17 protein-coding genes are annotated in these 22,257 nt (G+C 46.6%); 13 read left to right on the forward strand and 4 right to left on the reverse strand.

The genetic code is table 11. From position 1 onward, the window contains the following. Positions 1-9: 9 nt before the first annotated feature. The 6 genes from OCV29_RS19335 to OCV29_RS19360 all read left to right on the forward strand — a co-directional run bounded on the left by OCV29_RS19335 (position 10) and on the right by OCV29_RS19360 (position 6,468). A complete protein-coding gene (locus OCV29_RS19335; RefSeq protein WP_073602049.1) occupies positions 10-660 on the forward strand; it encodes a tetratricopeptide repeat protein in 651 nt (216 codons plus the stop codon). Further along, entirely contained in the window at positions 660-1,316 is a 657-nt protein-coding gene (locus OCV29_RS19340) for a response regulator (protein ID WP_139281483.1), read from the forward strand. The genes OCV29_RS19335 and OCV29_RS19340 overlap by 1 nt, the downstream gene beginning before the upstream one ends. Next, a complete protein-coding gene (locus OCV29_RS19345) occupies positions 1,306-2,742 on the forward strand; it encodes a sensor histidine kinase (RefSeq protein ID WP_073602050.1) in 1,437 nt (478 codons plus the stop codon). The genes OCV29_RS19340 and OCV29_RS19345 overlap by 11 nt, the downstream gene beginning before the upstream one ends. 190 nt (positions 2,743-2,932) lie before the next feature. After that, on the forward strand, positions 2,933-3,730 hold the full coding sequence (locus OCV29_RS19350; RefSeq protein WP_073602051.1) for an SDR family oxidoreductase: 798 nt from the start codon (positions 2,933-2,935) through the stop codon (positions 3,728-3,730). A gap of 1,067 nt (positions 3,731-4,797) precedes the next feature. After that, positions 4,798-5,232 (forward strand): DUF2850 domain-containing protein, encoded by a 435-nt coding sequence (locus OCV29_RS19355; protein ID WP_073602052.1) that lies wholly within the window; start codon positions 4,798-4,800, stop codon positions 5,230-5,232. 135 nt (positions 5,233-5,367) lie between these two features. Then, a complete protein-coding gene (locus OCV29_RS19360; RefSeq protein ID WP_073602053.1) occupies positions 5,368-6,468 on the forward strand; it encodes a mechanosensitive ion channel family protein in 1,101 nt (366 codons plus the stop codon). A 96-nt stretch (positions 6,469-6,564) separates the two neighbouring features. On the opposite strand, the gene OCV29_RS19365 is transcribed toward OCV29_RS19360, so the two are convergent. Then, positions 6,565-8,925 (reverse strand): Lon protease family protein, encoded by a 2,361-nt coding sequence (locus OCV29_RS19365; protein WP_073602054.1) that lies wholly within the window; start codon positions 8,923-8,925, stop codon positions 6,565-6,567. A gap of 357 nt (positions 8,926-9,282) precedes the next feature. Between OCV29_RS19365 and OCV29_RS19370 the strand changes: the two genes are divergently transcribed. Continuing rightward, entirely contained in the window at positions 9,283-10,629 is a 1,347-nt protein-coding gene (locus OCV29_RS19370) for an MATE family efflux transporter (protein ID WP_261887427.1), read from the forward strand. Positions 10,630-10,689: 60 nt separating this feature from the next. On the opposite strand, the gene aroG is transcribed toward OCV29_RS19370, so the two are convergent. Beyond that, complete coding sequence (gene aroG / locus OCV29_RS19375) at positions 10,690-11,742, reverse strand: 3-deoxy-7-phosphoheptulonate synthase AroG (protein WP_073602055.1); 1,053 nt, start codon at positions 11,740-11,742, stop codon at positions 10,690-10,692. A 415-nt stretch (positions 11,743-12,157) separates the two neighbouring features. On the opposite strand from aroG, the gene OCV29_RS19380 reads away from it, so the two are divergent. Then, the gene (locus tag OCV29_RS19380; protein ID WP_073602056.1) at positions 12,158-13,906 is read left to right on the forward strand and encodes a phospho-sugar mutase; all 1,749 of its coding nucleotides are present in this window, start codon (positions 12,158-12,160) and stop codon (positions 13,904-13,906) included. 91 nt (positions 13,907-13,997) lie between these two features. On the opposite strand, the gene OCV29_RS19385 is transcribed toward OCV29_RS19380, so the two are convergent. Beyond that, a complete protein-coding gene (locus tag OCV29_RS19385; RefSeq protein ID WP_073602057.1) occupies positions 13,998-15,029 on the reverse strand; it encodes a LacI family DNA-binding transcriptional regulator in 1,032 nt (343 codons plus the stop codon). A gap of 681 nt (positions 15,030-15,710) precedes the next feature. Here OCV29_RS19385 and OCV29_RS19390 point away from each other — a divergent pair. From OCV29_RS19390 to OCV29_RS19405, 4 genes are all read left to right on the forward strand, one after another. Next, entirely contained in the window at positions 15,711-16,019 is a 309-nt protein-coding gene (locus OCV29_RS19390; RefSeq protein WP_073602059.1) for a PTS sugar transporter subunit IIB, read from the forward strand. A 12-nt stretch (positions 16,020-16,031) separates the two neighbouring features. Continuing rightward, a complete protein-coding gene (locus OCV29_RS19395; protein ID WP_073602060.1) occupies positions 16,032-17,354 on the forward strand; it encodes a PTS sugar transporter subunit IIC in 1,323 nt (440 codons plus the stop codon). Positions 17,355-17,426: 72 nt separating this feature from the next. After that, positions 17,427-17,729: a PTS lactose/cellobiose transporter subunit IIA gene (locus tag OCV29_RS19400; RefSeq protein ID WP_073602061.1), complete on the forward strand. Its 303-nt coding sequence runs from the start codon at positions 17,427-17,429 to the stop codon at positions 17,727-17,729. Between the two features lie 45 nt (positions 17,730-17,774). Beyond that, complete coding sequence (locus OCV29_RS19405) at positions 17,775-19,190, forward strand: glycoside hydrolase family 1 protein (protein ID WP_073602062.1); 1,416 nt, start codon at positions 17,775-17,777, stop codon at positions 19,188-19,190. A 70-nt stretch (positions 19,191-19,260) separates the two neighbouring features. On the opposite strand, the gene OCV29_RS19410 is transcribed toward OCV29_RS19405, so the two are convergent. Next, the gene (locus tag OCV29_RS19410) at positions 19,261-21,288 is read right to left on the reverse strand and encodes an LTA synthase family protein (protein ID WP_261887428.1); all 2,028 of its coding nucleotides are present in this window, start codon (positions 21,286-21,288) and stop codon (positions 19,261-19,263) included. Between the two features lie 244 nt (positions 21,289-21,532). Here OCV29_RS19410 and OCV29_RS19415 point away from each other — a divergent pair, with 244 nt between their 5' ends. Further along, the gene (locus OCV29_RS19415) at positions 21,533-22,144 is read left to right on the forward strand and encodes a DNA-3-methyladenine glycosylase I (protein WP_073602064.1); all 612 of its coding nucleotides are present in this window, start codon (positions 21,533-21,535) and stop codon (positions 22,142-22,144) included. Positions 22,145-22,257 lie beyond the last annotated feature (113 nt).

The raw sequence follows: 22,257 nt of genomic DNA on the forward strand, positions 1-22,257 counted from the left end.
TTCTTCAACATGCGTTTATTTAACCGATATACAGGAATGATTTCAGTGGCGCTGGCATCGTTTGTCTGCACGCTGCCTGCACAGGCAGCATCCGATCATCTGCTGAGCAGCATCCAGAAAAAATGGGCGGAATGCCAGTATCAGTCAAAAGATGAAGATAATCAGGTTTACTGTCTGGAAAATCTGGTGAAAATGAGTGAGAAAGCACTGAGTCAGCAGCCGGACCGTCCGGATTTGAAAGTCTGGCTGGCGATTAGTAAAAGTTCCCTGGCGGGGGCAGATGGTGGCGTGAGTGCACTTTCTCTGGTGAAATCAGCTAAAGTGTTACTTGAAGAAGTGATTGAACAGGCACCGGAAACACTGGATGGTTCTGCTTATACCAGTCTGGGGTCGTTGTATTATAAAGTACCGGGTTGGCCGATTGGATTTGGCAGCGATAAGAAAGCAGAAAAAATGCTGAAAAAAGCGCTCGAAATGAATCCTGACGGTATTGATCCGAACTATTTTTATGGTGATTTTCTGGCTGAAGATGGTCGAAAAAAACAGGCCATTGACTACCTGCAGCGGGCAGCGAAAGCCGCACCACGACCCGGTCGTGAGCTGGCTGACAAAGGGCGCCAGGCTGAAATCGCCAAACGTCTGAAAGATTTAGGTGTGTAATGAGAATATTGTTAGTCGAAGATGATGTACTACTCGGTCAATCAATGGTGACGGCGCTGAGCCGTCAGGGTTATACCGTTGACTGGCTGGAACGTGGCAGCGGGGTGGTGACCGCGCTGAAGACCGAGCAGTTTACAGCCGTCATTCTGGACTTGATGTTACCTGATATTGGCGGGTTTGAAGTCCTGAAATCTATCCGGCGTGCCGGATATGCGGTGCCGATTATGATTTTAACGGCCCGTGATGAAATTCAGGACCGGGTGCGCGGACTGGATGGCGGAGCTGATGATTATCTGGTGAAGCCGTTTGCGCTGGAAGAACTGCTGGCACGTTTGCGGGTGATGATTCGTCGCCTGTCCGGTGCAACAGACAGTCAGGTTGAAGTTGGTGATTTAGTGTTATCGCTGGACCGGCAGCTGGTTTCCTGTCAGGGACAGGAGCTTAAATTAACCAACAATGAATTTAAGATTCTGGCTTCTTTAATGAACAGCGCGGGCAGGGTGATGAGTAAAGATCAGTTACAGCAATCCCTGCATGGCTGGGAAGAGGGCAGTAGTGATAATGCGATTGAAGTGCACATTCACAATCTGAGAAAGAAAGTACCGGGCAATGTGATTAAAAATATTCGTGGTGTAGGGTATATCATTGAAAAATAAGCAACTGAAAAGTTATTCGATTAAAAAACGGGTGACATTCTCTGTGATTGTCATGTCATCTTTGTTCATTCTGATCTCTTTACTTTTCAGTTATCAGACTTCGCATCATGAAATATTAGAAGTGTATGATGCCCGTTTGGGGCAGACCGCCAAATTATTTTTACTCAGAATGCCTGCGCCAGAGCAGCACATGAGCGATATCGAGAGTAAAAAACGTTTGGAAAAGTGGATGAGGGATATCCAGATTTCCAGTCACAGCGAAAGTGATGAAACAGCCTATGGTCATCCTTATGAGCAAAATCTGGTGATTCAGTTTTACCATCATGGCCGGTTGCTTTGGAGTTCACATCCTGACTTTCATGAAATTGAACATGATCCCTCTTTCTCCGGCTTTGGTTACGTTGATATTGCTGGTGAGGAGTGGCGTTATTTTGAACTGCCGATGAGTGAACATCAGAAAAATGAATACATCATTGTGGCTGAGCGACAGTCTGTCCGGGACGAAATGATGAACGAGCTGGCGTTGTCTACCCTGATTCCGCAGCTGGCATTGATTCCCTGTCTTGCTTTTCTGATGTTCTTTTTGATTGAGCGGAATTTTGCCCCGGTCACGGAGCTGAAAAAAGCGATTGGTAAACGCAGTGTCAGTAAACTGGATAAGATCGTAGTCAGCCGCCCGACAGACGAACTGTCTGCGTTGGTGAATGCACTGAACCGGCTGCTATCCGAACTTGAGCGGGCCTGGAAACGAGAGAAACGTTTTACCCGAATGGCTGCACATGAGCTGAAAACGCCGCTGGCGATATTACGGCTCAATGCCGAGAATGCACTGATTTGTGATAAAGAAGAAGACCTGAAATCAGATCTGAAAAACATTTTACAAGGCATCGAGCGGTCAGATCGTTTGATTCAACAACTGCTGACGTTAGCGCGGGTCGAAAATCTGCATGAAATTGCGTTAAAAGATGTTGATCTGAAAAAGCTGATGCAGCGTGTGATGGGGGAGCTGGCCCCGCTGGCCCTGAAGAACCAGCAGGAAATGTCGTTCAGGGGAGATGACTGCATCATTCGTGGTGATGAATCCTTGCTCGGCATTTTGTTAAGTAATCTGGTGGATAATGCGATTCGTTATTCGGGGCAGGGCAGTCAGATTATGGCCAGGATTGAAGATGATCCTGAGCAGGTACGGATATTTATTGCGGATACCGGTCAAGACGTTTCACCCGAAGCCAGAGAAAAGCTATTTGACAGTTTTTATCGTTCGAACCGGGAAAAAGGTGATGGCGCAGGACTGGGGCTATCGATTACCAGAGATATTGTCCGTCTTCATCAGGGGAGTGTCGTGCTGCTGCCCAGAGCGAATGAACTGAATACTTTTGTCGTGTCACTGGCGAAAAAGCCGGATGTTGCTCCGGCAATCTCTTAATCCTCCGGGTCATTCTGGCCCGGCTCACCTGAAACATGAATTTTCAGTTTGTTTGGGTGCCTTCAGGTTGCCTGTCTATATCAAACGTATTTTTTATATATCAGTTTTATATAAGTCAAAGCCATATGGTCATACGCTCCGGCGAAAAGCTGGTAGGATAGTTGTGCCTGATTAATAAGGAGAATTTTAAATGAAGCTTAATAATAAAAAAATATTACTGACCGGAGCATCCGGTGGCATCGGTCGTGAACTGGCGGCCGCACTTGACGCGGCAGGGGCCAGGATTTGTCTGGCCGGACGAAATGAGCAAAAGCTGATGGCGTTAAAAGACTCGCTGCCTCATGCTTCCCGGCACTTCTGCCTGGCGGTTGATCTGACTCAGGATGATGATCTGGAACGTCTGAATCAGGCGGGCTTGCAATATCAGAAGGAAGGGCAGGGTTTCGATATTGTGATTAATAATGCCGGCGCCAATCAGTTCGCTTGTCTGACGGACCGCTCGATGCAGTCTGTTCGTGACGAGCTGAACCTGAATCTGACAGCGCCGGTACTGGTGAGCAAGTTAGCCTGCGGCTGGCTCAATCGTCCCGGCATTATATTGAATATTGGTTCGACCTTCGGCGGGATTGGTTATCCGGGGTATTCGGTTTACTGTGCGGCGAAGTCCGGAGTTTACCGTTTTAGTGAAGCGCTGGATCGTGAATTGTATGGTTCCGGAGTCCGGGCGCTGTATATTGCCCCGCGTGCAACAGAAACCAGCCTGAACTCACCGGAAGTGCAAGCGATGAATCAGGATTTGAAGAACCAGAGCGATTCCCCGCAGCTGGTTGCGAAAATGGTTGTTGACTCATTGGAACAGGAGCGGGCTGTTCGCTGGATTGGCTGGCCGGAGAAATTGTTTGTCCGGGTTAATCAGATTTTGCCCGGTGTTGTGGCAGGTTCAATTCAGAAGCAACACGCTAAGATTATGAGTTATCTGAAAAAATGACCCGGTTGGGGCGCATGTTTAAACCTGGTTTGAACCTATTCTCTTCAGGTTATTTAGGGCGTTCCGTAAATGGTTTGGTGAAAATTTATTTTAAAATGCGATGATCTGCACGTTTTTTGCTCACTTTTTCACATTAAATAGACAGATTGTTATTCGGGCGTCACAGGGATATGAAAATATGTGCTTTACGATGAAAGTCGCAAATTTTCCGGATCGAATTTGGCCCGGAGGTGGTGTCTGATTCACTCGACAGGTTTGTACCCAGATGCGGTGATCTAACAACGCAGGCTGAAATACAATAAAAAATTACAAATATATTTTGGGGCTGTGATTTACAGCCCCCTTTTTTTGTTTATCCTTTTTGTTGATGAAAAAAGGATAAATGAAAAGGAATGTCGTGAGCGGTTTGCTCCACCAGACACATCCAGATGATCAGTTTATTTTCCAGATTGCTATCACCTGGATATACCCAAATCATTCGGGCAAAAAAAAGCCAATCAAGAGATGATTGGCTAAAAATTTGTGTGAACAATTCATATTCACTAACAACGTCAGTTGGCTAGGTAGCCCCCGGCTTAAAAAGGGCTAAACCACACTCTATAAAGCAAGCATCGGGCCAACTTTAAAAAAGCCTGATTTCTATGATTTTCTGTGATGTTTTGGTCATGGAATTGTCATGTTTTTTGCGATTTGCAATTGCAAAATGAAAATGTAATACAAAATGCTAGTGATATGTTTCTCATGTGCATGGGTAATTCTCTGCATTCAGCCCTTACCTTCAGTTTCATGACTATAATTCATAGAGTTTTTGAATATCCGCATATACCTGATACTGCCATGCATAGGTTTTTGCATTTTCAGTGAGCAGGAAGCCGGATTAAACAGTTGGCAGGGAAGGGGGACCGGTTTGTTCAGTTGTATTGATTTTTTTGGGACGAATATCATCGCAGCCTGACTCTGAGTTGAGTCTCTGTTGATTATCTGTTCCAATGATATTTTACTGATTGGTATGTCTGAAATAATCGGTTGATTCGATTGTTGTTACTCAATAGCTAGGGAGAATACCGTTGAAGTCTTTGTTAGCCCTGCTCGGTGTATTACTGTTGGTTTTAAGTGGTTTCTTAATCTACAAAGGTTATGAAGAATATACGAACCCTAAACAGGTTTATGGAAACTGGCTGGAAATTAAAGTACTGGGTGATCGCCGGGACGTCATCAGGTTTGATAAACGGGGGGTTTACCGTAATCATCACCTGATTACAACGAAGTTTGAGTATGATGGAAAAACCATCCGTTTTAAAACCGGAGGTTCAGAAACTATTTATGAACTGAGTGGTACGGAGAATTCACCGCAATTAAAAAGGGTGGAGCCTGCTCAGCCAATTCAAACCCTGATTAAGGAGGGATATGAACACACGCTGAACAAGCCCAGTGCGCTCAGAATGGTACCCCGCCGGACGCCGTTTGGCTCCGGCGACAATGATGATAAGTCAGGAGAGTAAGGCCGGACAGCGCTACCGGTTCCTTATTCGACCTGACTCATCAGGTTTTGCCCGCCGCCCTCACGTCTTACCTTACTGGTGATCATGATTCTTTTTTGTTAACTTTGCGTTTTATTTTAACTTTTTTGCGTTTTTATGGATAAATGGCTCACTGAAATCCAGGCATTACCTGTGTGGAAAAACTGGGACAATAGTATTGTCCTGATTACATTCGCGAGTCTGGTACTCTGGATTAGCTGGCGATTGTTATACAGTCGTCTGTATATACTGACCGAGAAGACCCGGGTCGATTGGGATAACCTGTTGCTGCACGCCTTGCAGACGCCGGTCACTGTACTGATTTGGTGCTGGCCGGCCAGTATTTCTGTTGGCTTGTTACTGGACGATATGGTTGAGAGTGAACTGAACTGGTTGCTGACCCTCAAGCAAATGTTGTTTATTCTCTGCTTTATCTGGGTTTTTCTGCGGCTGATACATAATATCGAACAGCATGTTCTATCGACAAAAAAACGTGATGAGACCACCGTTCAGGCCATAGCCAAAATTGCTCGTCTTGCTTTTATTCTGACGGGGTTATTATCTTTAATGCAAACCTTTGGCCTGAGTTTGTCCGGGCTGTTGACATTTGGTGGTGTTGGCGGGCTGGTCGTTGGTTTTGCGGCCAAAGATTTACTGTCGAACTTTTTCGGCGGGTTGATGATTTATTTTGACCGTCCGTTTAAAGTCGGAGACTGGATTCGTTCTCCGGATCGGAATATAGAAGGGACCGTTGAGCGGATTGGCTGGCGGATGACGATTATCCGGACCTTTGATAAGCGTCCTTTGTATGTGCCGAATGCTGTTTTCAGCCATATTGTGGTTGAGAACCCTTCGCGGATGCTGAACCGGAGAATCTATGAAACAATCGGGCTGCGCTACGATGATGCAGAAAAAGTTTCTCGGATTATTCAGGATGTGAAAACAATGCTGGAAACGCATCCGGATATTGATGCCAGCCAGACGCTGATCGTGAACTTCAACGCCTTTGGACCTTCCTCATTAGACTTCTTTATCTATACCTTCACGAAAACGGTGAACTGGATTAAATATCATGAGGTCAAACAAGATATTTTGTTACGGGTGATGACGATTATTCACCAGCATGACGCTGATATTGCTTATCCAACTCAAATTCTCAAGCTGGAGCCTGAGAGTTCAGGCAGCAGTGAAGGGCACGTATTTCATCCACAAGGATGAGTGTTAAAACAGACAAAAAAACCGGAGCACGTTGTGTGCTCCGGATAAAGAAGACAGACAAGCATGACATGATTGTGATGACACGCTTCAACCGGACTATTTTCTCATTGAATTCAGCTTTGCCTGGGCAATCCCGAAAATCGAATTGACCGGATAGCTGCTGTCTTCGGTCGCTATCCCCGCCGGTTTACCCGTGAATATCTCAATCGCCTCTGTCACATGGTCAATTGCCCAGATATGAAATTCCCCCTTATCGACCGCGGTGACAATATCTTCCCGCAGCATCAGGTTATGAACGTTTGATCTGGGGATAATCACACCTTGATCCGGATGGCGGCCTTTAATTTTACATACATCAAAAAAGCCTTCGATTTTTTCGTTCAGTCCGCCAATGGGCTGGGCTTCACCAAACTGATTCATCGAGCCGGTAATGGCAATATTCTGATAGTTAGGCTGTTTCGAGAATGCTGACACAATCGCGCAAAACTCTGCCATGCTGGCACTGTCGCCATCAACTCCGCCGTAAGACTGTTCAAAAGTAATTGTGGTCGTCAGCGGAACTTTGGCATTTTTTCCCAGCACGGAGTGCAAATAAGCCGACAGAATCATCACGCCTTTGGAGTGCAGGCTGCCGCCTAAGTCGACGTTTCGCTCAATATCGATGATGTCACCATCGCCGTAACAAGTGGTTGCCGTAATCCGGTTGGGCATGCCGAAAGCATGATCGCTGGTACTTAACACCGATAACGCATTGACCTGCCCGACTGCCATGCCTTCAGTCTGAATCAGCATGGTGCCGTTTACAAAACCTTCCATAATATTGTGCTGAATCCGGTTGACCCGCAATTCCTGATTATGCAGTGCTTCATTCACGTGACCAACCCGGATCATATTGGAGTTGGCTTGTCTGGCGACGAAATTAGATTCGCGCAGCAAATTGGCAATATGGGCCGAATGCAGGGACAGTTTATTCTGATCGCCTGCCACTCTTGAGCTTTGTTCTATGATTCTGGCAATGGCTTTGCGGTCACAGTGGAGCATATTATTATCGTGCACAAAACTGGAGATAAACCGGGCATACTGAAGTTCAGAATCTGATGTCCTTGGCATTTCATCTTCGAAATCAGCGGTGACACGGAACAGTTCGCTGAACTCAGGATCATAATGTGCCAGCAACTGGTAGGTCCGGTAATCTCCGAACAGAATGATTTTTACATTCAGTGGAATAGGTTCCGGGTCAAGAGAAACTGCGCCGGTTAAAGTCACTTCTTTTTCCAGTGACGTCAGGCTGAGCTGGCGCGAACGCAGTGCCCGCTTCAGGCCATCCCAGACATAAGGACGCTCCAGTACTTTAATCGCGTCCATCAGCAGCACACCACCATTGGCGCGGTGCAGACTACCGGGACGGATCAGTGAGAAATCGGTGAAGACTGTGCCTTTGTAGGTCGCGGTTTCAATGTAGCCGAATAAAGAGTGATAATTGGGGTTTTCTTCGACAACAATCGGGAAATGTTCATCGGTATGGCTGACCAGTACATTGACTTTGTAGCGGCGGGGCAGCTTTTTATCCAGTGATGCCGTCGCCATGTCACCCTGCTCATTGCTTTCATCAAGAAAAATTTCAACGTTTTCAATGATATCCTTCTTTAATTCAGTCAGATACTCTTTGACGGGGGCGTATTCACTATAATCTTTTTTCAGTTTTTTGATGAAGTGCGTCAGGACTTCCCCCGTCACCTCATCATTGAGTTTTTTGATCTTCTCAGTATAGGTTTCTTCCCATTCTGAGAGTTGTCTGACCATGGTCCGGAGCTTGACTTCCAGATCATCAATCGCCTGACTGAAGCGTTCCTGTTCTTTCTGACTTAACGCTTCAAAGGTTTCTTCGGTATGCAGCTCTTCTCCGTTCAGCGCAACAAACTGATAGTCCCCTTGTGGGGTAATGGTCAGATTGATATGACGTGCTTTAGCCTCTTTGCTGATCTGTTCCAGTTCGGTTTGTTGCTTGGTTGCCAGCTGGTTTTTAAGCTGTTCGGCCCGGCTGATATAAAGTTCATTATCGAAAGCCAGCGGAATTGCAACCAGGAGTTTTTCGATCAGCTTTTCAATATCATGCCGTAACTTACCACCGATACCCTGCGGCAATTTCATGACTTTAGGTGTGCGGATTTCATTAAAATTTGCCACATAGCACCAGTCGTATAACCCGCCATTTTCATGTTGATGGCGGTTGAGGTAGCGCAGTATCATGGTCCGTTTCCCCAGACCATTCCGCCCGATCGCATAGATATTGTACCCTTTCTCCTGTATTGACATGGCAAACTCAACGGCTTTTTGTGCCCGTTCCTGTCCGATGATTTCATCGATTGGGCTTAAACTTTTTGTTGATTTGCTGGTGAGTTTGTCCAGCCTGGCAACATGATATAACTGTTCTGTTTTTAATCGGTCGATTGCCATTATCCCCTCGCTTTAAACACACGTGATACGTTTGCATCCATGCCCGTTGTTGTCAGGCGTATGATTTGCCCGGATATACCTGTCACCTGAATACCTGTCACCTGAATTATCAGGATGTGGGTATAAGCATATATTCAGACAGACTGAATGTAACAGTGTAAATGCTATTTTGTTCATTTTTAGTGACTTACTGCTAATTCAGTTCTGAGTGAACAAATTATCACCAATATGGTGCCGACGGAGTCCTCAGCTTCATAAAAAGAATGCTTTTCTAATGATTCGCGACTCAGTAGACTGGCGGCCTCATATGTATTTTCCGGGCGTATACTGAGATGCCCCGCTGGATAGAAACAGACGATGTTAAAACAGACCACACGAACAGAACAGACTGGCTCAGGACTGGCCAGACAGCTATTTTCGATGACCTGGCCCATGGTTTTTGGTGTTTTGTCCATGATGAGCTTCCAGTTGATTGACAGTATTTTTATCTCTCAGCTGGGCGTGTTACCTTTGGCGGCACAAGGATTTACCCTGCCGGTGCAGATGATAGTCATCGGCCTTCAGGTGGGGCTGGGAATCGCGACCACCGCCGTGATTGGCCGTGTGTCAGGGCAGGGGAATGCGCAGTATGCAAAACAGTTGGGCGGACTGATTCTGGTGATCGGTAGTGTCAGTGTTGCTGTGCTGGCGGTGATGATTTTTCTGATCCGGGATCCGTTACTGCATTTTCTTGGTGCTTCTGAGGATATTTTTCCGATCATTGATTTGTACTGGCCTTATTGGCTGGTGAGCGCATGGTCTGGTGCGACACTCTATTTTCTCTACAGTATCTGCCGTGCGAACGGTAATACAATCCTTCCCGGCTCAATGATGGTGGTGACCAGTCTGCTGAATCTGGTATTTGATCCGCTGTTTATTTTCAGTATGGATCTGGGATTGCCGGGGGCAGCACTGGCGACACTTGCTTCATTTGCACTGGGCGGTTTGATTGTGACGATCCGCATCTGGCCGAAGCGTTTATTGTCTTTTATCTGGCAGGGTATGGATATTCCGGTCAGTATCCGGATGATTCTTCAGGTGATGGGACCGGCAACGGTCAGTCAGTTGTTACCACCACTGTCTGCAATGACGGCCACAAAAATTATTGCGGCTTACGGTTCTGCGCCGGTGGCTGCCTGGGCAATTGGCTCACGGTTTGAATTTTTCTCTCTGGTGGTGGTACTTGCTTTAACCATGGCAATGCCGCCAATGGTGGCACGTTTTCTTGGTGGGAAGAAGGTTGCCGAGATCCGTCAGCTGATGCGTATTGCGGTGTGCTTTATTTTGAGTTTTCAGGCCGGGCTGGCGATCATCAGCTTTGGTTTATCATTTTTTGCAGTGAACTGGATGTCTGATGACCCGGCGGTGCGTCAGTTACTGCGCTGGCACCTGACTTATGTGCCGGTGAGTCTGGCACCTTTGGGTGTGTGTATGTTGGTTGTGTCGGTGGCGAATGCGCTCGGGCGTTCTTATACTGCGTTGACGATTTCAGCGCTGCGCTTATTTGTGTTCTTTCTGCCCTGTTTATGGATAGGTGCGCAGTTGTTGCAGCTGAAAGGAATTTATATGGGTGCTCTGGTGGGAAACTGTCTCGCCGGAGCGGGTGCATGGGTGATGTATCGCCGGATGATTCATCAGACAGAGAAACAAAACAATCAGGGCTGATCGTTTGATCAGCCCTGAGTCATTGAAATCACCACTGAAAGGTGAACTGAGAAAGCGGAGCTAAGCCTGACGACGTTTTTCAACTGCCGCAGCCAGCTGGCGCAGTACCGCTTCCGTATCATCCCAGCCGATACAGGCATCGGTGATTGACTGGCCATAAGTGGCCGCACGGCCATCCACCAGATCCTGACGACCTTCAACCAGATGAGATTCAATCATCACACCAAAAATTGTATTTTCACCGCCGGCAATTTGTGCTGAAACATCTTCAGCAACGACCATTTGACGTTCATACTTTTTGCTGCTGTTTGCATGGCTGAAGTCGATCATCACTTTTTGCGGCAATCCGGCTGCCCCCAGTTTCTGCTTGACTTCCTGAACGTGCGCTTCACTGTAGTTTGGCTCTTTACCGCCGCGTAAAATGATATGGCAGTCAGGGTTGCCGTCTGTTTCCACAATGGCAGAGTGACCAAATTTGGTCACAGAAAGGAAATGGTGAGAAGCGCTGGCAGAACGAATCGCATCGGCTGCAATCTTTATGTTTCCATCAGTACCGTTCTTAAAACCGACCGGGCTGGAAAGGCCGGAAGCCAGTTCGCGGTGAACCTGTGATTCTGTGGTTCGTGCGCCGATTGCACCCCAGCTGATTAAATCAGCAAGGTATTGCGGAGAAATCATGTCCAGGAATTCACTGGCAGTCGGCATGCCCATATCGGTCAGATCCAGCAATAACTTACGGCCAATTTTCAGACCTTCGTTAATTTTGTAGGTGTTGTTCATGTACGGGTCGTTGATCAAACCTTTCCAGCCAACAGTGGTTCTTGGTTTTTCAAAATAAACACGCATCACGATTTCCAGCTTGTCGCCAAGCTCATCACGCATTTTTTTCAGGCGTTTGCCATATTCAACCGCAGCTTCCGGATCATGAATTGAACATGGGCCGATGATGACCAGCAGGCGATCATCCTTGTCATTCAGAATATTATGAATCGCTTTACGGGCATTAAAAGTTGTTGATGCGGCAACATCGGTTGCCGGAAATTTTTCTAAAATCGCAACTGGCGGCAGTAATTCTTTAATTCGTTTAATTTTTACGTCATCAGTCTGAAACATTCCGTTCTGTATCCTTTTTCATCTTAGTCGGTGCATTGGACAACAGGCTCTGACAAACCTTTGTATGACTCGCTGTGTCCGATGGAATGTCTGTAAGTTATCGGGTTCAGATTCATGTTGCAATCATTTTTTTTTATAAATTGCAATATTTAGTCCTTTTTTACACCAGTTGTATTTTGTAAATATTTTTGTACACCCACTTTGGCTATTGCAGACTGGAATCGGGGAAAGTGCAGGGAAGATCTCATTTGATATGTAAACACCGGGGTCTGTTGCGGAAAAAATATACCCGAAAGGTCAACTGGCCCTATATTTGTCTATCATTTATCGATTGCGTACGCACAATTGTTGTGAGATTTATCATAAAATTTACATATTCAATGTTTGAAGAATTCAGTGAAAAGGTAGTCTGCTCATGATTGAACAATTAAATCAATGGTTAGAAAGAGATCCCGATCCGGGAACGAAAGAAGAGTTGAATCAACTCATTAGCGAAAATCAGCAGGAAGAGCTGGCGGATCGGTTCAAAAGCAGACTGGAATTCGGGACTGCAGGGTTGCGGGGGAAAGTCGGGTGTGGGCCAAACCGGATGAATCGTCTGGTGATTCAGGAAACGGCGACCGGGCTTGGGCACTATTTGATCGCGAATGTTGAACGGGCGAAAGAACGGGGTGTGGTGATTGGCTATGATGGCCGCCTGGACTCAAAAACATTCGCGTGTGATACCGCATCTGTTCTGACTGCGCTGGGAATGAAAGTTTATCTGACTGATAAAGTGACGCCGACACCGGTGGTTGCTTTCGGTATTCATCAGTTCAATGCTGCCGCAGGGATTGTGGTGACCGCAAGTCATAACCCGCCTGAATATAACGGTTTTAAAGTTTACTGGGAAAATGGTGCTCAGATTATTCCGCCACATGATCAGGGCATTGCGGCTGCAATAGAGCGCGCGGCTGTTGAACCTCTTTCCGTTTTACCTCTGGCACAGGCAGAGGCACAGCAATTACTGGTCTGGCTGAGTGATGACTATTACCGTGATTATCAAAATGCGATTGCACAGCAGCCTTTATTACAGGCAGATGTTGCCGCTGAAAACCTGGTGATGACTTATACGGCGATGCATGGCGTCGGAGCACCGTTTGCTGAAGCCATGCTTCAATCGGCTGGTTTTACCCAAGTCTATAGTGTTGCAGAACAGCGGGAACCGGATGGTCACTTTCCAACGGTGAATTTTCCAAATCCGGAAGAACCCGGTGCGATGGATCTGGTGGTCAAACTGGCACTGGATAAGCAGGCTGATCTGGCTTGTGCGAATGATCCGGATGCAGACCGTTTTGCTGTTGCGGCCCGGACAAAGCCGGGAGAGTATCAGATGCTGTCCGGCGATCAGGTCGGGGTGCTGCTGGCGGATTATGTGTTACAGAAACATCAGGCGCAGCCGGGCGCTTCGCGTGATGCCCTGATCGGCAACACGATTGTGTCTTCCGGATTACTGGAGAAAATTGCCGGGCAGGCTGGCGTGACATATTTCAAAACGCTGACCGGTTTTAAATGGCTGACCAACGTGGCCATGGAGAAAGAAAGTGAACAGAAACCCTTTTTGTTTGCTTACGAAGAAGCGTTAGGTTACACCATTGGTAATCAGGTCCGGGATAAAGATGGCCTTTCTGCATTGGTTGTGTTTGCACAGATGGCAGCAGCACTGAAACAATCGGGTCAAACCGTTTGGGACCGGCTGGAGCAGATTTATCGTCAGCACGGACTGTATGTGACTGCGCAAAAGAGTCTGGCATTGTCACCGGATATGCCGCCGGTCGGAGATGTTTTGCGAACGAACCCACCCGCAATGATCGCCGGGCGCAAAGTGCTGATGACGGAAGATTACAAAACGGCAGTACGTCGGTTTGCTGATGGCCGGACAGAAGCGATTGATTTACCGGTGAGTGATGTTCTGGTCTATCATTTGGAAGGAGGGCATTTGGAAGGAGGGCATTTGGAAGATCAGGGCCGGGTCATTGTCCGTCCATCCGGAACCGAGCCCAAACTGAAATGCTACTATGAGCTGGCAACGACGATGCATGACGATGAATCGTTCGGTGACGCGCAACGCCGTGCGGATGAACAAATGACGATGCTGATTTCTGAGCATCAGCACTGTCTTTAATTGTCGTATTTTTCCGTTTTAACTTCATGATAATCAGCGCCTTCTTTTGAGAAGGCGCTGTTGTGACGGGTGAGGTTTGGTGCTGGCCGAATTACAACCAGCACTTCTGCGCATGATAGGGGACGACTGAATTCCGGCTGATGAGTTTGCCGGTGACTTTAACCGGACGACATTCGCGGGGTTTGTCATCCGGGTTTTTTTCACACAGTGTCATGGCCATATCGACGGTTTGTTTTGCTATCTGCGCGGTTGGTAGTTCGACGGTTGTCAGCTCTGGCGTGGAAAATTCCCCATGTGGATCATTGCCTATTCCGATGACCGATACCTGCTCCGGCACCTTGATACCTGCTTCAGTCAGTGCTCTGATTGCACCCAGCGCCATATCATCATTGAAAGCAATCAGTGCGGAAAATGGCGCTCCCAGTTTTAACAGGTTGTGACATGCTTCATAGCCGCTTCTGATGTGATAATCACCCGTCTGAATCAGAGACGAACTTTGTGGCAGCTTATATTTCTTCAGTGCCCGCTTGTAACCTCTGAGCCTTTCCTGTCCTGCACTGGTGTCGACCGGCCCGGTAATACAGGCGATGTTGCGGTGACCACTGATCACTAAATGGTCCATTGCGGTTGAGACCAACTGCTCCTGATCAAGACAGACCGAGTGGCAACTGTCACTTGCAGAATTTCTGTTGAGGAGAATAAGCGGTACGGATAACTGGTCGTGTAATGCCTGAATCTGTGTATCAGATAAAGAATGACTGAAGAGGACGATTGCATCGCACTGTCCTTCAATTTTACGAATTATTTTACATTCATTGTCGGGATCATCATGACTGTCAACGATCATCAGCTTTTTATGCTCTGACTGAGCATACAGCATAATCTGCTCCATCAGAGCGCTCCACAGCAGGCTATCGTAGTTTGACAGCACTAAGGCAATCGTATGGTTTTTACTTGCGGCAAGGGCCTGAGCCACTTTGTCAGGCTGATAGCTGAGTTGTTTCATCGCAGCAAAAACACTCTCTCTGGTCGATGGTTTCACCTGACCTGTGCCATTAATGACCCGTGATACCGTTGCTTTGGAAACTCCGGCTAATCTGCTTACGTCTACAATTGTACTCATTCTTTACCTTATTTATTCAAAGTCACTGTGCTGTTGATGATGCATATTGGTCTTTACCAGCCGGATGGCCATGATCTGACCCGCAGCGCTCTGCACGCTGGCTGTTTGCGTATCAACAGCGATACAGGATCCTACAATAGACCACAGATAGGTGCTTTTCAGTATCAGTGATTCGTGAATCTGTGAACTTTTTAAACTTTTTCTCCGGTTTTTTCTTGACCTTATCATTTACTTCATCGTATTTGTCTGTTTTCTGTAACCGGTAGCGGAAACTTTTTTCTTCAGAAAAAATCTCCTGAAAATATTAACGATATCGTTGCGGACATACAATATTATTCTTGTCCGGTTGTTGAGTTTGTCTTGCCTCTTCTTTGGTGTCATTTTGATATGATTTCCGTGCCAAAAATAAATAAATGTATTATATTCAGTATCTTATGTTGATTTAAAAATATTTTTAGGTGAATTGAAAATCAAGTTGTCGTTGTTTTTTTAATAAGATTACAAATAGTTTTGTGAACACTTTAAAATTTTTTGACTCAGCTGTGGATGTTTTATGATCATACTCACACAAAAATAATTTGTTTCTGTAATCGGTTTCTGAAACAAATTATATTCTCAATGTACCCGATAAGTTGGTTGAATATTAGCCAACCTCATAAAAATCAAGAAAAGGAAAAAATGATGGTTAAGATTCTATTGTGTTGTTGTGCCGGGATGTCGACAGGTATGGTCGTCAGCAAAATGAAAAAATCTGCCTCTGAACGTGGTATTAATGCTCAGATTGAGGCTGTCGGAATGGAGCAGTTCGACGCCAATGTTTCAGAATATGATTGTTTTTTACTGGGTCCGCAAATCAAATACAAACTCAATGATTTTAAAGAAAAAGCAGATGCAGTGAATAAACCCATTTCGGTGATAAACCAAATGGACTACGGCATGATAAAGGGAGATAAAATTCTGAATGATGCGCTTGCAATGCTGAATCAATAACCGGAGTCTCACATGTTTAAAGTTTTATTTGATTTTCTGGAAAACACATTGACACCTGTTGCGGGCAAGCTGGCCACACAGAAACATGTCAGTGCTATCCGCGATGGATTTATTGGTGCAATGCCATTCATGATTGTCGGATCATTTTTGCTGGTATTTGCTTATCCGCCTTTTTCGGCAGATACATCTTTTGCTTTGGGGCAGTGGTGGCTGAATGCATCAAAAGCTTATGCCGATGAAATTATCACACCATTCAGTATGAGTATGGGCATTATGTCGTGCTATATCTCCGCATGTATCGCGTATAATCTGGCTCAAAGTTATAAGCTGGATGTGATGCCGACAGCTATGCTGTCTCTGATGACATTTTTGTTGGTCGCAGCTCCGATGAAAGACGGGCATCTGCCCGCCAGTCATCTGGGGGGAACCGGCATTTTTACGGCTATTATTGTTGCCATTTTTGTCACTGAACTGACCCGGTTTCTGAAAGAACGAAACATTGGATTCACATTACCGGAGCAGGTGCCGGAAAAAATACGTCAGTCGTTTAATTTGCTGATCCCTGCCATGATTGTCATATTGACGATTTATCCGCTGAATCTTTATGTATACCATCATTTTAATATGTTGTTGCCGGGCGCGATTATGGCATTGTTTCAGCCTTTGATCTCTGCATCTGACACTCTGCCTGCTCTTTTGATTGCAGTACTGGTGATGCATGTTCTTTGGTTTGCCGGAATTCACGGTGCTGCGATTGTCGGTGGGATTATGTCACCATTCTGGCTTTATAATCTGGGCCTGAATCAGGAAGCGCTGGCGGCTGGTACAGCGTTGCCGCATATTTTCATGGAACCATTTTTATCATTTTTTGTCCTGCTGGGAGGCTCGGGGGCAACATTTGCACTGGTATTAATGTATATCAGAAGCCGTTCTGCGCATTTGAATATGATAGGGAAAATTAGCCTTGTTCCTGCGGTTTTTAACATCAATGAACCGGTTATTTTTGGTTCTCCCATTGTCATGAATCCCATTATGTTCATCCCTTTTGTCGGCGCACCACTGATTAATGCGACGATTGCTTACTTTGCATCAAGTATGGACTGGGTCGGAAAAATTGTGTCTCTGGTTCCGGGAACAGCGCCTGCACCGATAGGTGCTTCATGGGCCGCCGGATGGCAACTCAACAATGTGTTGCTGGTGTTTGTCCTCTTTGGTATCAGTTTCATTATTTATTATCCCTTCTTTAAAATTTATGAAAAGCAACTGGTGACAGAAGAAGTCAATGAAGCCAAAAGTGCCCACGGTGAACCGGTGGACGAGACTCATTACGCTTAAAAATACCCGTTTAATCCATATTCGCAGAGCGGGCTTTAAAATACGCTCTGCCTGACAAAAAAGGTAATCCGGATGGAACTCGAATCGACCGTGATGGAATTAATCATCAACGCAGGTGAATCAAAGAGCCTGGCAATGCAGGCATTACATCAGGCTAAAAATAAACAGTGGGCCGAAGCGGATGTATTACTGGAGCAATCAGCGGAAGCTGCAAACCGGGCTCATCAGGTACAAACGGAATTGATTGGTCTGGATGAAGGCGAAGGAAAGGTTCCTGTCAATCTGATCATGGTGCATGCCCAGGACCATATTATGACAGCCATGCTTGCCAGAGAGCTGATCAGAGAGCTGATAGAAGTTCACAAAAAACTCTGATCATCTGGCTTTGCCGGTTCAACAAAAACATCAATAAGGTAAATTATGAATCAATCAACGTTAAGTCAATTTCCCCGTTCATTTCTCTGGGGAGCTTCTACTTCGGCCTATCAGGTTGAGGGGGCATGGAATGAAGATGGAAAAGGCCCTTCAGTGATCGATATGAGCCAGGTGCCGGAAGGTGTCACTGATTTTAAAGTCGCCAGTGACCACTATCATCACTATAAAGAAGACGTCGCACTTATGGCAGAACTTGGCCTGAAAGCTTACCGTTTTTCAGTGGCATGGACCCGTATTTTTCCCAAGGGTGACGGAGAAATAAATCACAAAGGCGTGGCGTTTTACAACAACCTGATTAATGAGCTGATTCAGTATGGTATTGAGCCCATTCTGACGATTTATCACTTTGACCTGCCATACAGCTTGCAGCAACGTGGCGGCTGGTCAAACCGTGAGACGGCAGATGCATTTGCTTTTTATTGTGAGACATTATTTAAGTTGTATGGTGACCGGGTCAAATACTGGTTAACGATCAACGAACAAAACATGATGATTTTACACGGTGATCTTATCGGCACGAAAAAAGTGGATGAATTAAACCCGGTGAAAGATTTGTATCAGCAAAATCATCATATGTTGCTGGCTCAGGCCAAAGCGATGATCTTGTGTCATGAAATTCTGCCGGATGCGAAGATTGGTCCGGCTCCGAATATTTCTGCGATTTATCCGGCTTCACCCAAACCAGAAGATGTTCTGGCTGCGAATTCTTTTTCAGCGATCAGAAACTGGCTGTATCTGGATATGGCGGTATACGGCCGCTATAACGCGACAGCAATCAGCTACTTAAGAGCGCAGGATGCGTTGCCTGAAATTTTGCCGGGAGATATGGCAATCATGGCCCGGGCGAAGCCTGATTTTATCGCATTCAATTATTACAACACGCATGTCATCGCTGAGAGTCCGGTTGATTTCAATCTGGCCGGCAAAACCGGAGATCAACAGGTTACGATTGGCGAAGCCGGCGTGTATAAAGGGTGTGATAATCCATATCTGGTCAAAAATGAATTTGGCTGGGAAATTGATCCGGTTGGCTTCAGGACAACAATGCGTGAAATTTATGAGCGCTATGCGCTTCCCCTGATTGTGACAGAAAATGGTTTGGGTGCATTCGACAAGGTAGAAGAAGACGGGTCTGTTTATGATGGTTACCGGATCGATTTTCTTCAGCAGCATATTGATCAAATTCAGGCAGCGATAACAGATGGTGTCGATGTTTTCGGATATTGTCCCTGGTCAGCAATTGATTTGGTCAGTACGCATCAGGGATGCTCAAAACGATATGGATTTATCCACGTGGATCGGGAAGAGTTTGATGTCAAATCATTGAAAAGATCGAAAAAAGCCAGTTTTTACTGGTATCAGTCTCTGATTAAAAACAATACTTCTGAGGTCAGTGATTAAGGCCGGATGACCCACAACACCCCGAGCGGCGAGTTGTGGGTCAATAGCCAATTGCGCCAATAGAAAGCAATCAGTTGCCCGGCTGTCCCTGCCCGGCAGCGTTGCTGACCGGACCAGTGAGATGCCGGGGTTCACCGGGCTGTGCCGTGTTCACCCGGTAATCTTTTTCAGCGGTGTATAAATCATCCTGATAAGCCAGGCTGCCCCACATCGCGTTTGCATGGGCACGTTTGATGATACTTTTTGCCACGGGTGCCGGGGTTAGCTTTTCTGTCTTTGGGTCAAATGTGTAAGTGCTGGCCGGTTTACCCGGTTCAAACAGCACGACCTGATGGTCGGCCGTCATCCAGCCGAAGTTTTTATCCCGCTGCATCAATGCCCGTTGCTTTTCTTTCGCTAACGGTTGGGTCAGATCAAAGCCAATCATTGGATTTTTGCTGCTGATTCCGGCCAGAGACAGCATGGTTGGCGCCAGATCGAGCTGGCTGACGAGGCGGTCATCCTGCCGGGGTGCAACCCCATCTCCGATGATGATGGCCGGAATATGGAAATGAGCCACAGGTAGCGGGGTTGCCCCATAGGTGCGGGCATCGTGATCAGCCACAATGACAAAGATAGTGTTATGCCAGTAATTTGACTGCCGGGCTTTTTCAAAAAACTTTCCGATGGCGTAATCGGCGTATTTCACCGCATTCTGGACCGTATCAGCCGGTGTATTGTAAGGCTTAATTCTGCCCGCCGGATATTCAAACGGGCTGTGGTTCGAGCTGGAAAAAACTAAACTGAAAAATGGCTTATTCTCAGCACTGAAACGGGAAAACTGCTCGTCTGCCTTGCGGTAAAGGTCTTCATCGGAAGCCCCCCATGAGCCGACAAAAGCTGGCTGGCTGAAGGTCGGGAAATCCTGAATATTGGTAAACCCGTTGCCAAGGAAAAAGCTCTTCATGTTGTCGAAATGGCTTTCACCGCCATAAATAAACTGTGTGGTGTAGCCTTGTGATTTCAGCAGGTCAGCGACCGAGAAGAAATTGTGCTGGCTTTTACCCAGCTTAACGACTGAACGGGAAGGGGTCGGCGGAAATCCGCTGACGACTGCTTCAATGCCGCGCACAGAGCGGGTGCCTGTTGCGTACATTTGCTTAAAAGCCCAGCCCTGGTGGATGAGTTGATCAAGGTGAGGAGAGGCATCGATACCGCCCAGACTTTTGATAAACTGCGCGCCGTGGCTCTCCAGCAGCAGGACGACAATATTTTTCTTCTGTCCCTGATGATGACTGATGTGGTTCGCCAGTGTTGGTTGTTTGGCTGAGATAAAATCATTGGGTGCAACATTCATTGACTGGCGGATTTCCCGGATAATATCGGCTTTGGCCATTTTGGGATAAAACTGAAATGCACTGGCTTCATCAGAGATTTGTCTGATAGCAAACAAAACCGAATAGGAGGAATTCAGTGTTAAGTCATTCAGGAGCGGGTCGGTGGAAAAAGCAACCATGGCCGGATTCAGGGGACGGTGTCCGAGTGTTGAGCGTGCTCCGGCAATACCGAAAGCCAGCACAAGTATCGCCAGTACCGGACGCCAGTACCAGCGGATTGAACGGACATTGGTCGTCCAGCTTTTGGTGCTGCGCCAGATAAAAATAACAGCCACTGTTGTGAAAATTGTTCCGGCAATCAGCGGTAACTTATAGCCATGCCACAGCATGGTGAAGACTTCTTTCGGATAAGCGAGATATTCAATAAACAACCGGTTTGGTCTGAGGTCGTACTCTGCAATAAAAGTTGGTGTGGCCACTTCCATAAAGATTAAAAACATCAGGCCACCAGTGATCCAGAGCCGTAAAATCAGTGACCAGAAAGGTTCAAGCCTGCGGATACCGGACAGCCAGCAGGACAAAAATGCCGGTACAATCAACAGCCAGCAAACGGTGGCGATATCAACCCGCAATCCATTGAGCAGCAACTGCGACCAGGCATCATGGGCACTGACACGGTCAAACTGCCAAAGAGCCAGTCCGGTCCGGAACAATGTCAGCATTATTAAGGCGGAGAAACCGGCTGTCAGCACAGAAAACAGGGGTCCCGGTGATTTTTTCATACAACTTCCTTCATCAAATCATCAGCGTGGCGGCAGTCAGGGTATGTTTTGATTCTTAAGAAATACTTAAGGCAGCCTGAATCAATATGTTTTTCATTAATACGTATTTTATTAATAGATACTGTGTTTTTATACAGTCATTTTGTTGTGTGGAATAAATAACCTGTGCTAATCTGAGACGAAAAAATGTCCGGGCTTCGACGTGTCCGGATGACAAAGGTCGGCTGATACAGGAGAAAAGATCATGGATTCAATATTATATACCGGTCCCGATGGCGCATCCCGCTGCCGGTGGTGTGGCGCGACGGAAGCGTTTCTTGATTATCATGATAAGGAATGGGGTTTTCCTGTTGCAGATGATCAACGATTGTTTGAGAAGTTATGCCTGGAAAGTTTTCAGTCCGGCTTAAGCTGGCGAACAATTTTGGCAAAACGGGAAAATTTTCGTCAGGCTTTTCATCAGTTCGATATTCAGCGTGTCGCTGAATTTACGGCAGAAGATGTTGAACGACTATTGCAAAATGAAGGGATTATTCGTCACCGGGGAAAAATTGAAGCGGTGATGAATAATGCCCGTTGTGCATTAAAGCTGATTGAGCAGGAAGGCTCACTGGCTGCTTATTTCTGGCGGCATGAACCTGACCCGGCCACTTTACCACCGCCGCAAACGGTGTCTCAGTCACCTCTCTCTGCGGACATTTCAAAACAGTTAAAAAAGATGGGGTGGAAATTTGTCGGCCCGACAACGGTATATTCTTTCTTACAGGCGATGGGCATGATCAACGATCATGAAGAAGGATGTGTGTGCCGGGAAAAAGTCGAACAGGCGAAAGCGGTTTTCAAGCGCCCTGTCTGATACAGCCAGCGGCTGTTGGCTCCGGGCGCTATCCGAAAGCAAACAAACGGGGCTGTTAAGCCCCGTTTGTTGTGGCAATCAATGCTTGTTGTGAGAATAAATGAGCCAATGCA

Source organism: Vibrio aerogenes, assembly GCF_024346755.1.
GTDB lineage: Bacteria > Pseudomonadota > Gammaproteobacteria > Enterobacterales > Vibrionaceae > Vibrio > Vibrio aerogenes.

Excerpts from the sequence above, each read along its gene's own strand:
- OCV29_RS19360 (WP_073602053.1), top strand. The coding sequence starts at position 5,368 with ATGGATAAATGGCTCACTGAAATCCAGGCATTACCTGTGTGGAAAAAC.
- OCV29_RS19400 (WP_073602061.1), top strand. The coding sequence starts at position 17,427 with ATGGAACTCGAATCGACCGTGATGGAATTAATCATCAACGCAGGTGAA.
- OCV29_RS19405 (WP_073602062.1), top strand. The coding sequence starts at position 17,775 with ATGAATCAATCAACGTTAAGTCAATTTCCCCGTTCATTTCTCTGGGGA.
- OCV29_RS19415 (WP_073602064.1), top strand. The coding sequence starts at position 21,533 with ATGGATTCAATATTATATACCGGTCCCGATGGCGCATCCCGCTGCCGG.
- OCV29_RS19395 (WP_073602060.1), top strand. The coding sequence starts at position 16,032 with ATGTTTAAAGTTTTATTTGATTTTCTGGAAAACACATTGACACCTGTT.
- OCV29_RS19340 (WP_139281483.1), top strand. The coding sequence starts at position 660 with ATGAGAATATTGTTAGTCGAAGATGATGTACTACTCGGTCAATCAATG.
- OCV29_RS19365 (WP_073602054.1), bottom strand. The coding sequence starts at position 8,925 with ATGGCAATCGACCGATTAAAAACAGAACAGTTATATCATGTTGCCAGG.
- OCV29_RS19370 (WP_261887427.1), top strand. The coding sequence starts at position 9,283 with ATGTTAAAACAGACCACACGAACAGAACAGACTGGCTCAGGACTGGCC.
- OCV29_RS19350 (WP_073602051.1), top strand. The coding sequence starts at position 2,933 with ATGAAGCTTAATAATAAAAAAATATTACTGACCGGAGCATCCGGTGGC.
- OCV29_RS19390 (WP_073602059.1), top strand. The coding sequence starts at position 15,711 with ATGGTTAAGATTCTATTGTGTTGTTGTGCCGGGATGTCGACAGGTATG.
- OCV29_RS19385 (WP_073602057.1), bottom strand. The coding sequence starts at position 15,029 with ATGAGTACAATTGTAGACGTAAGCAGATTAGCCGGAGTTTCCAAAGCA.
- OCV29_RS19380 (WP_073602056.1), top strand. The coding sequence starts at position 12,158 with ATGATTGAACAATTAAATCAATGGTTAGAAAGAGATCCCGATCCGGGA.
- OCV29_RS19335 (WP_073602049.1), top strand. The coding sequence starts at position 10 with ATGCGTTTATTTAACCGATATACAGGAATGATTTCAGTGGCGCTGGCA.
- OCV29_RS19410 (WP_261887428.1), bottom strand. The coding sequence starts at position 21,288 with ATGAAAAAATCACCGGGACCCCTGTTTTCTGTGCTGACAGCCGGTTTC.
- aroG (WP_073602055.1), bottom strand. The coding sequence starts at position 11,742 with ATGTTTCAGACTGATGACGTAAAAATTAAACGAATTAAAGAATTACTG.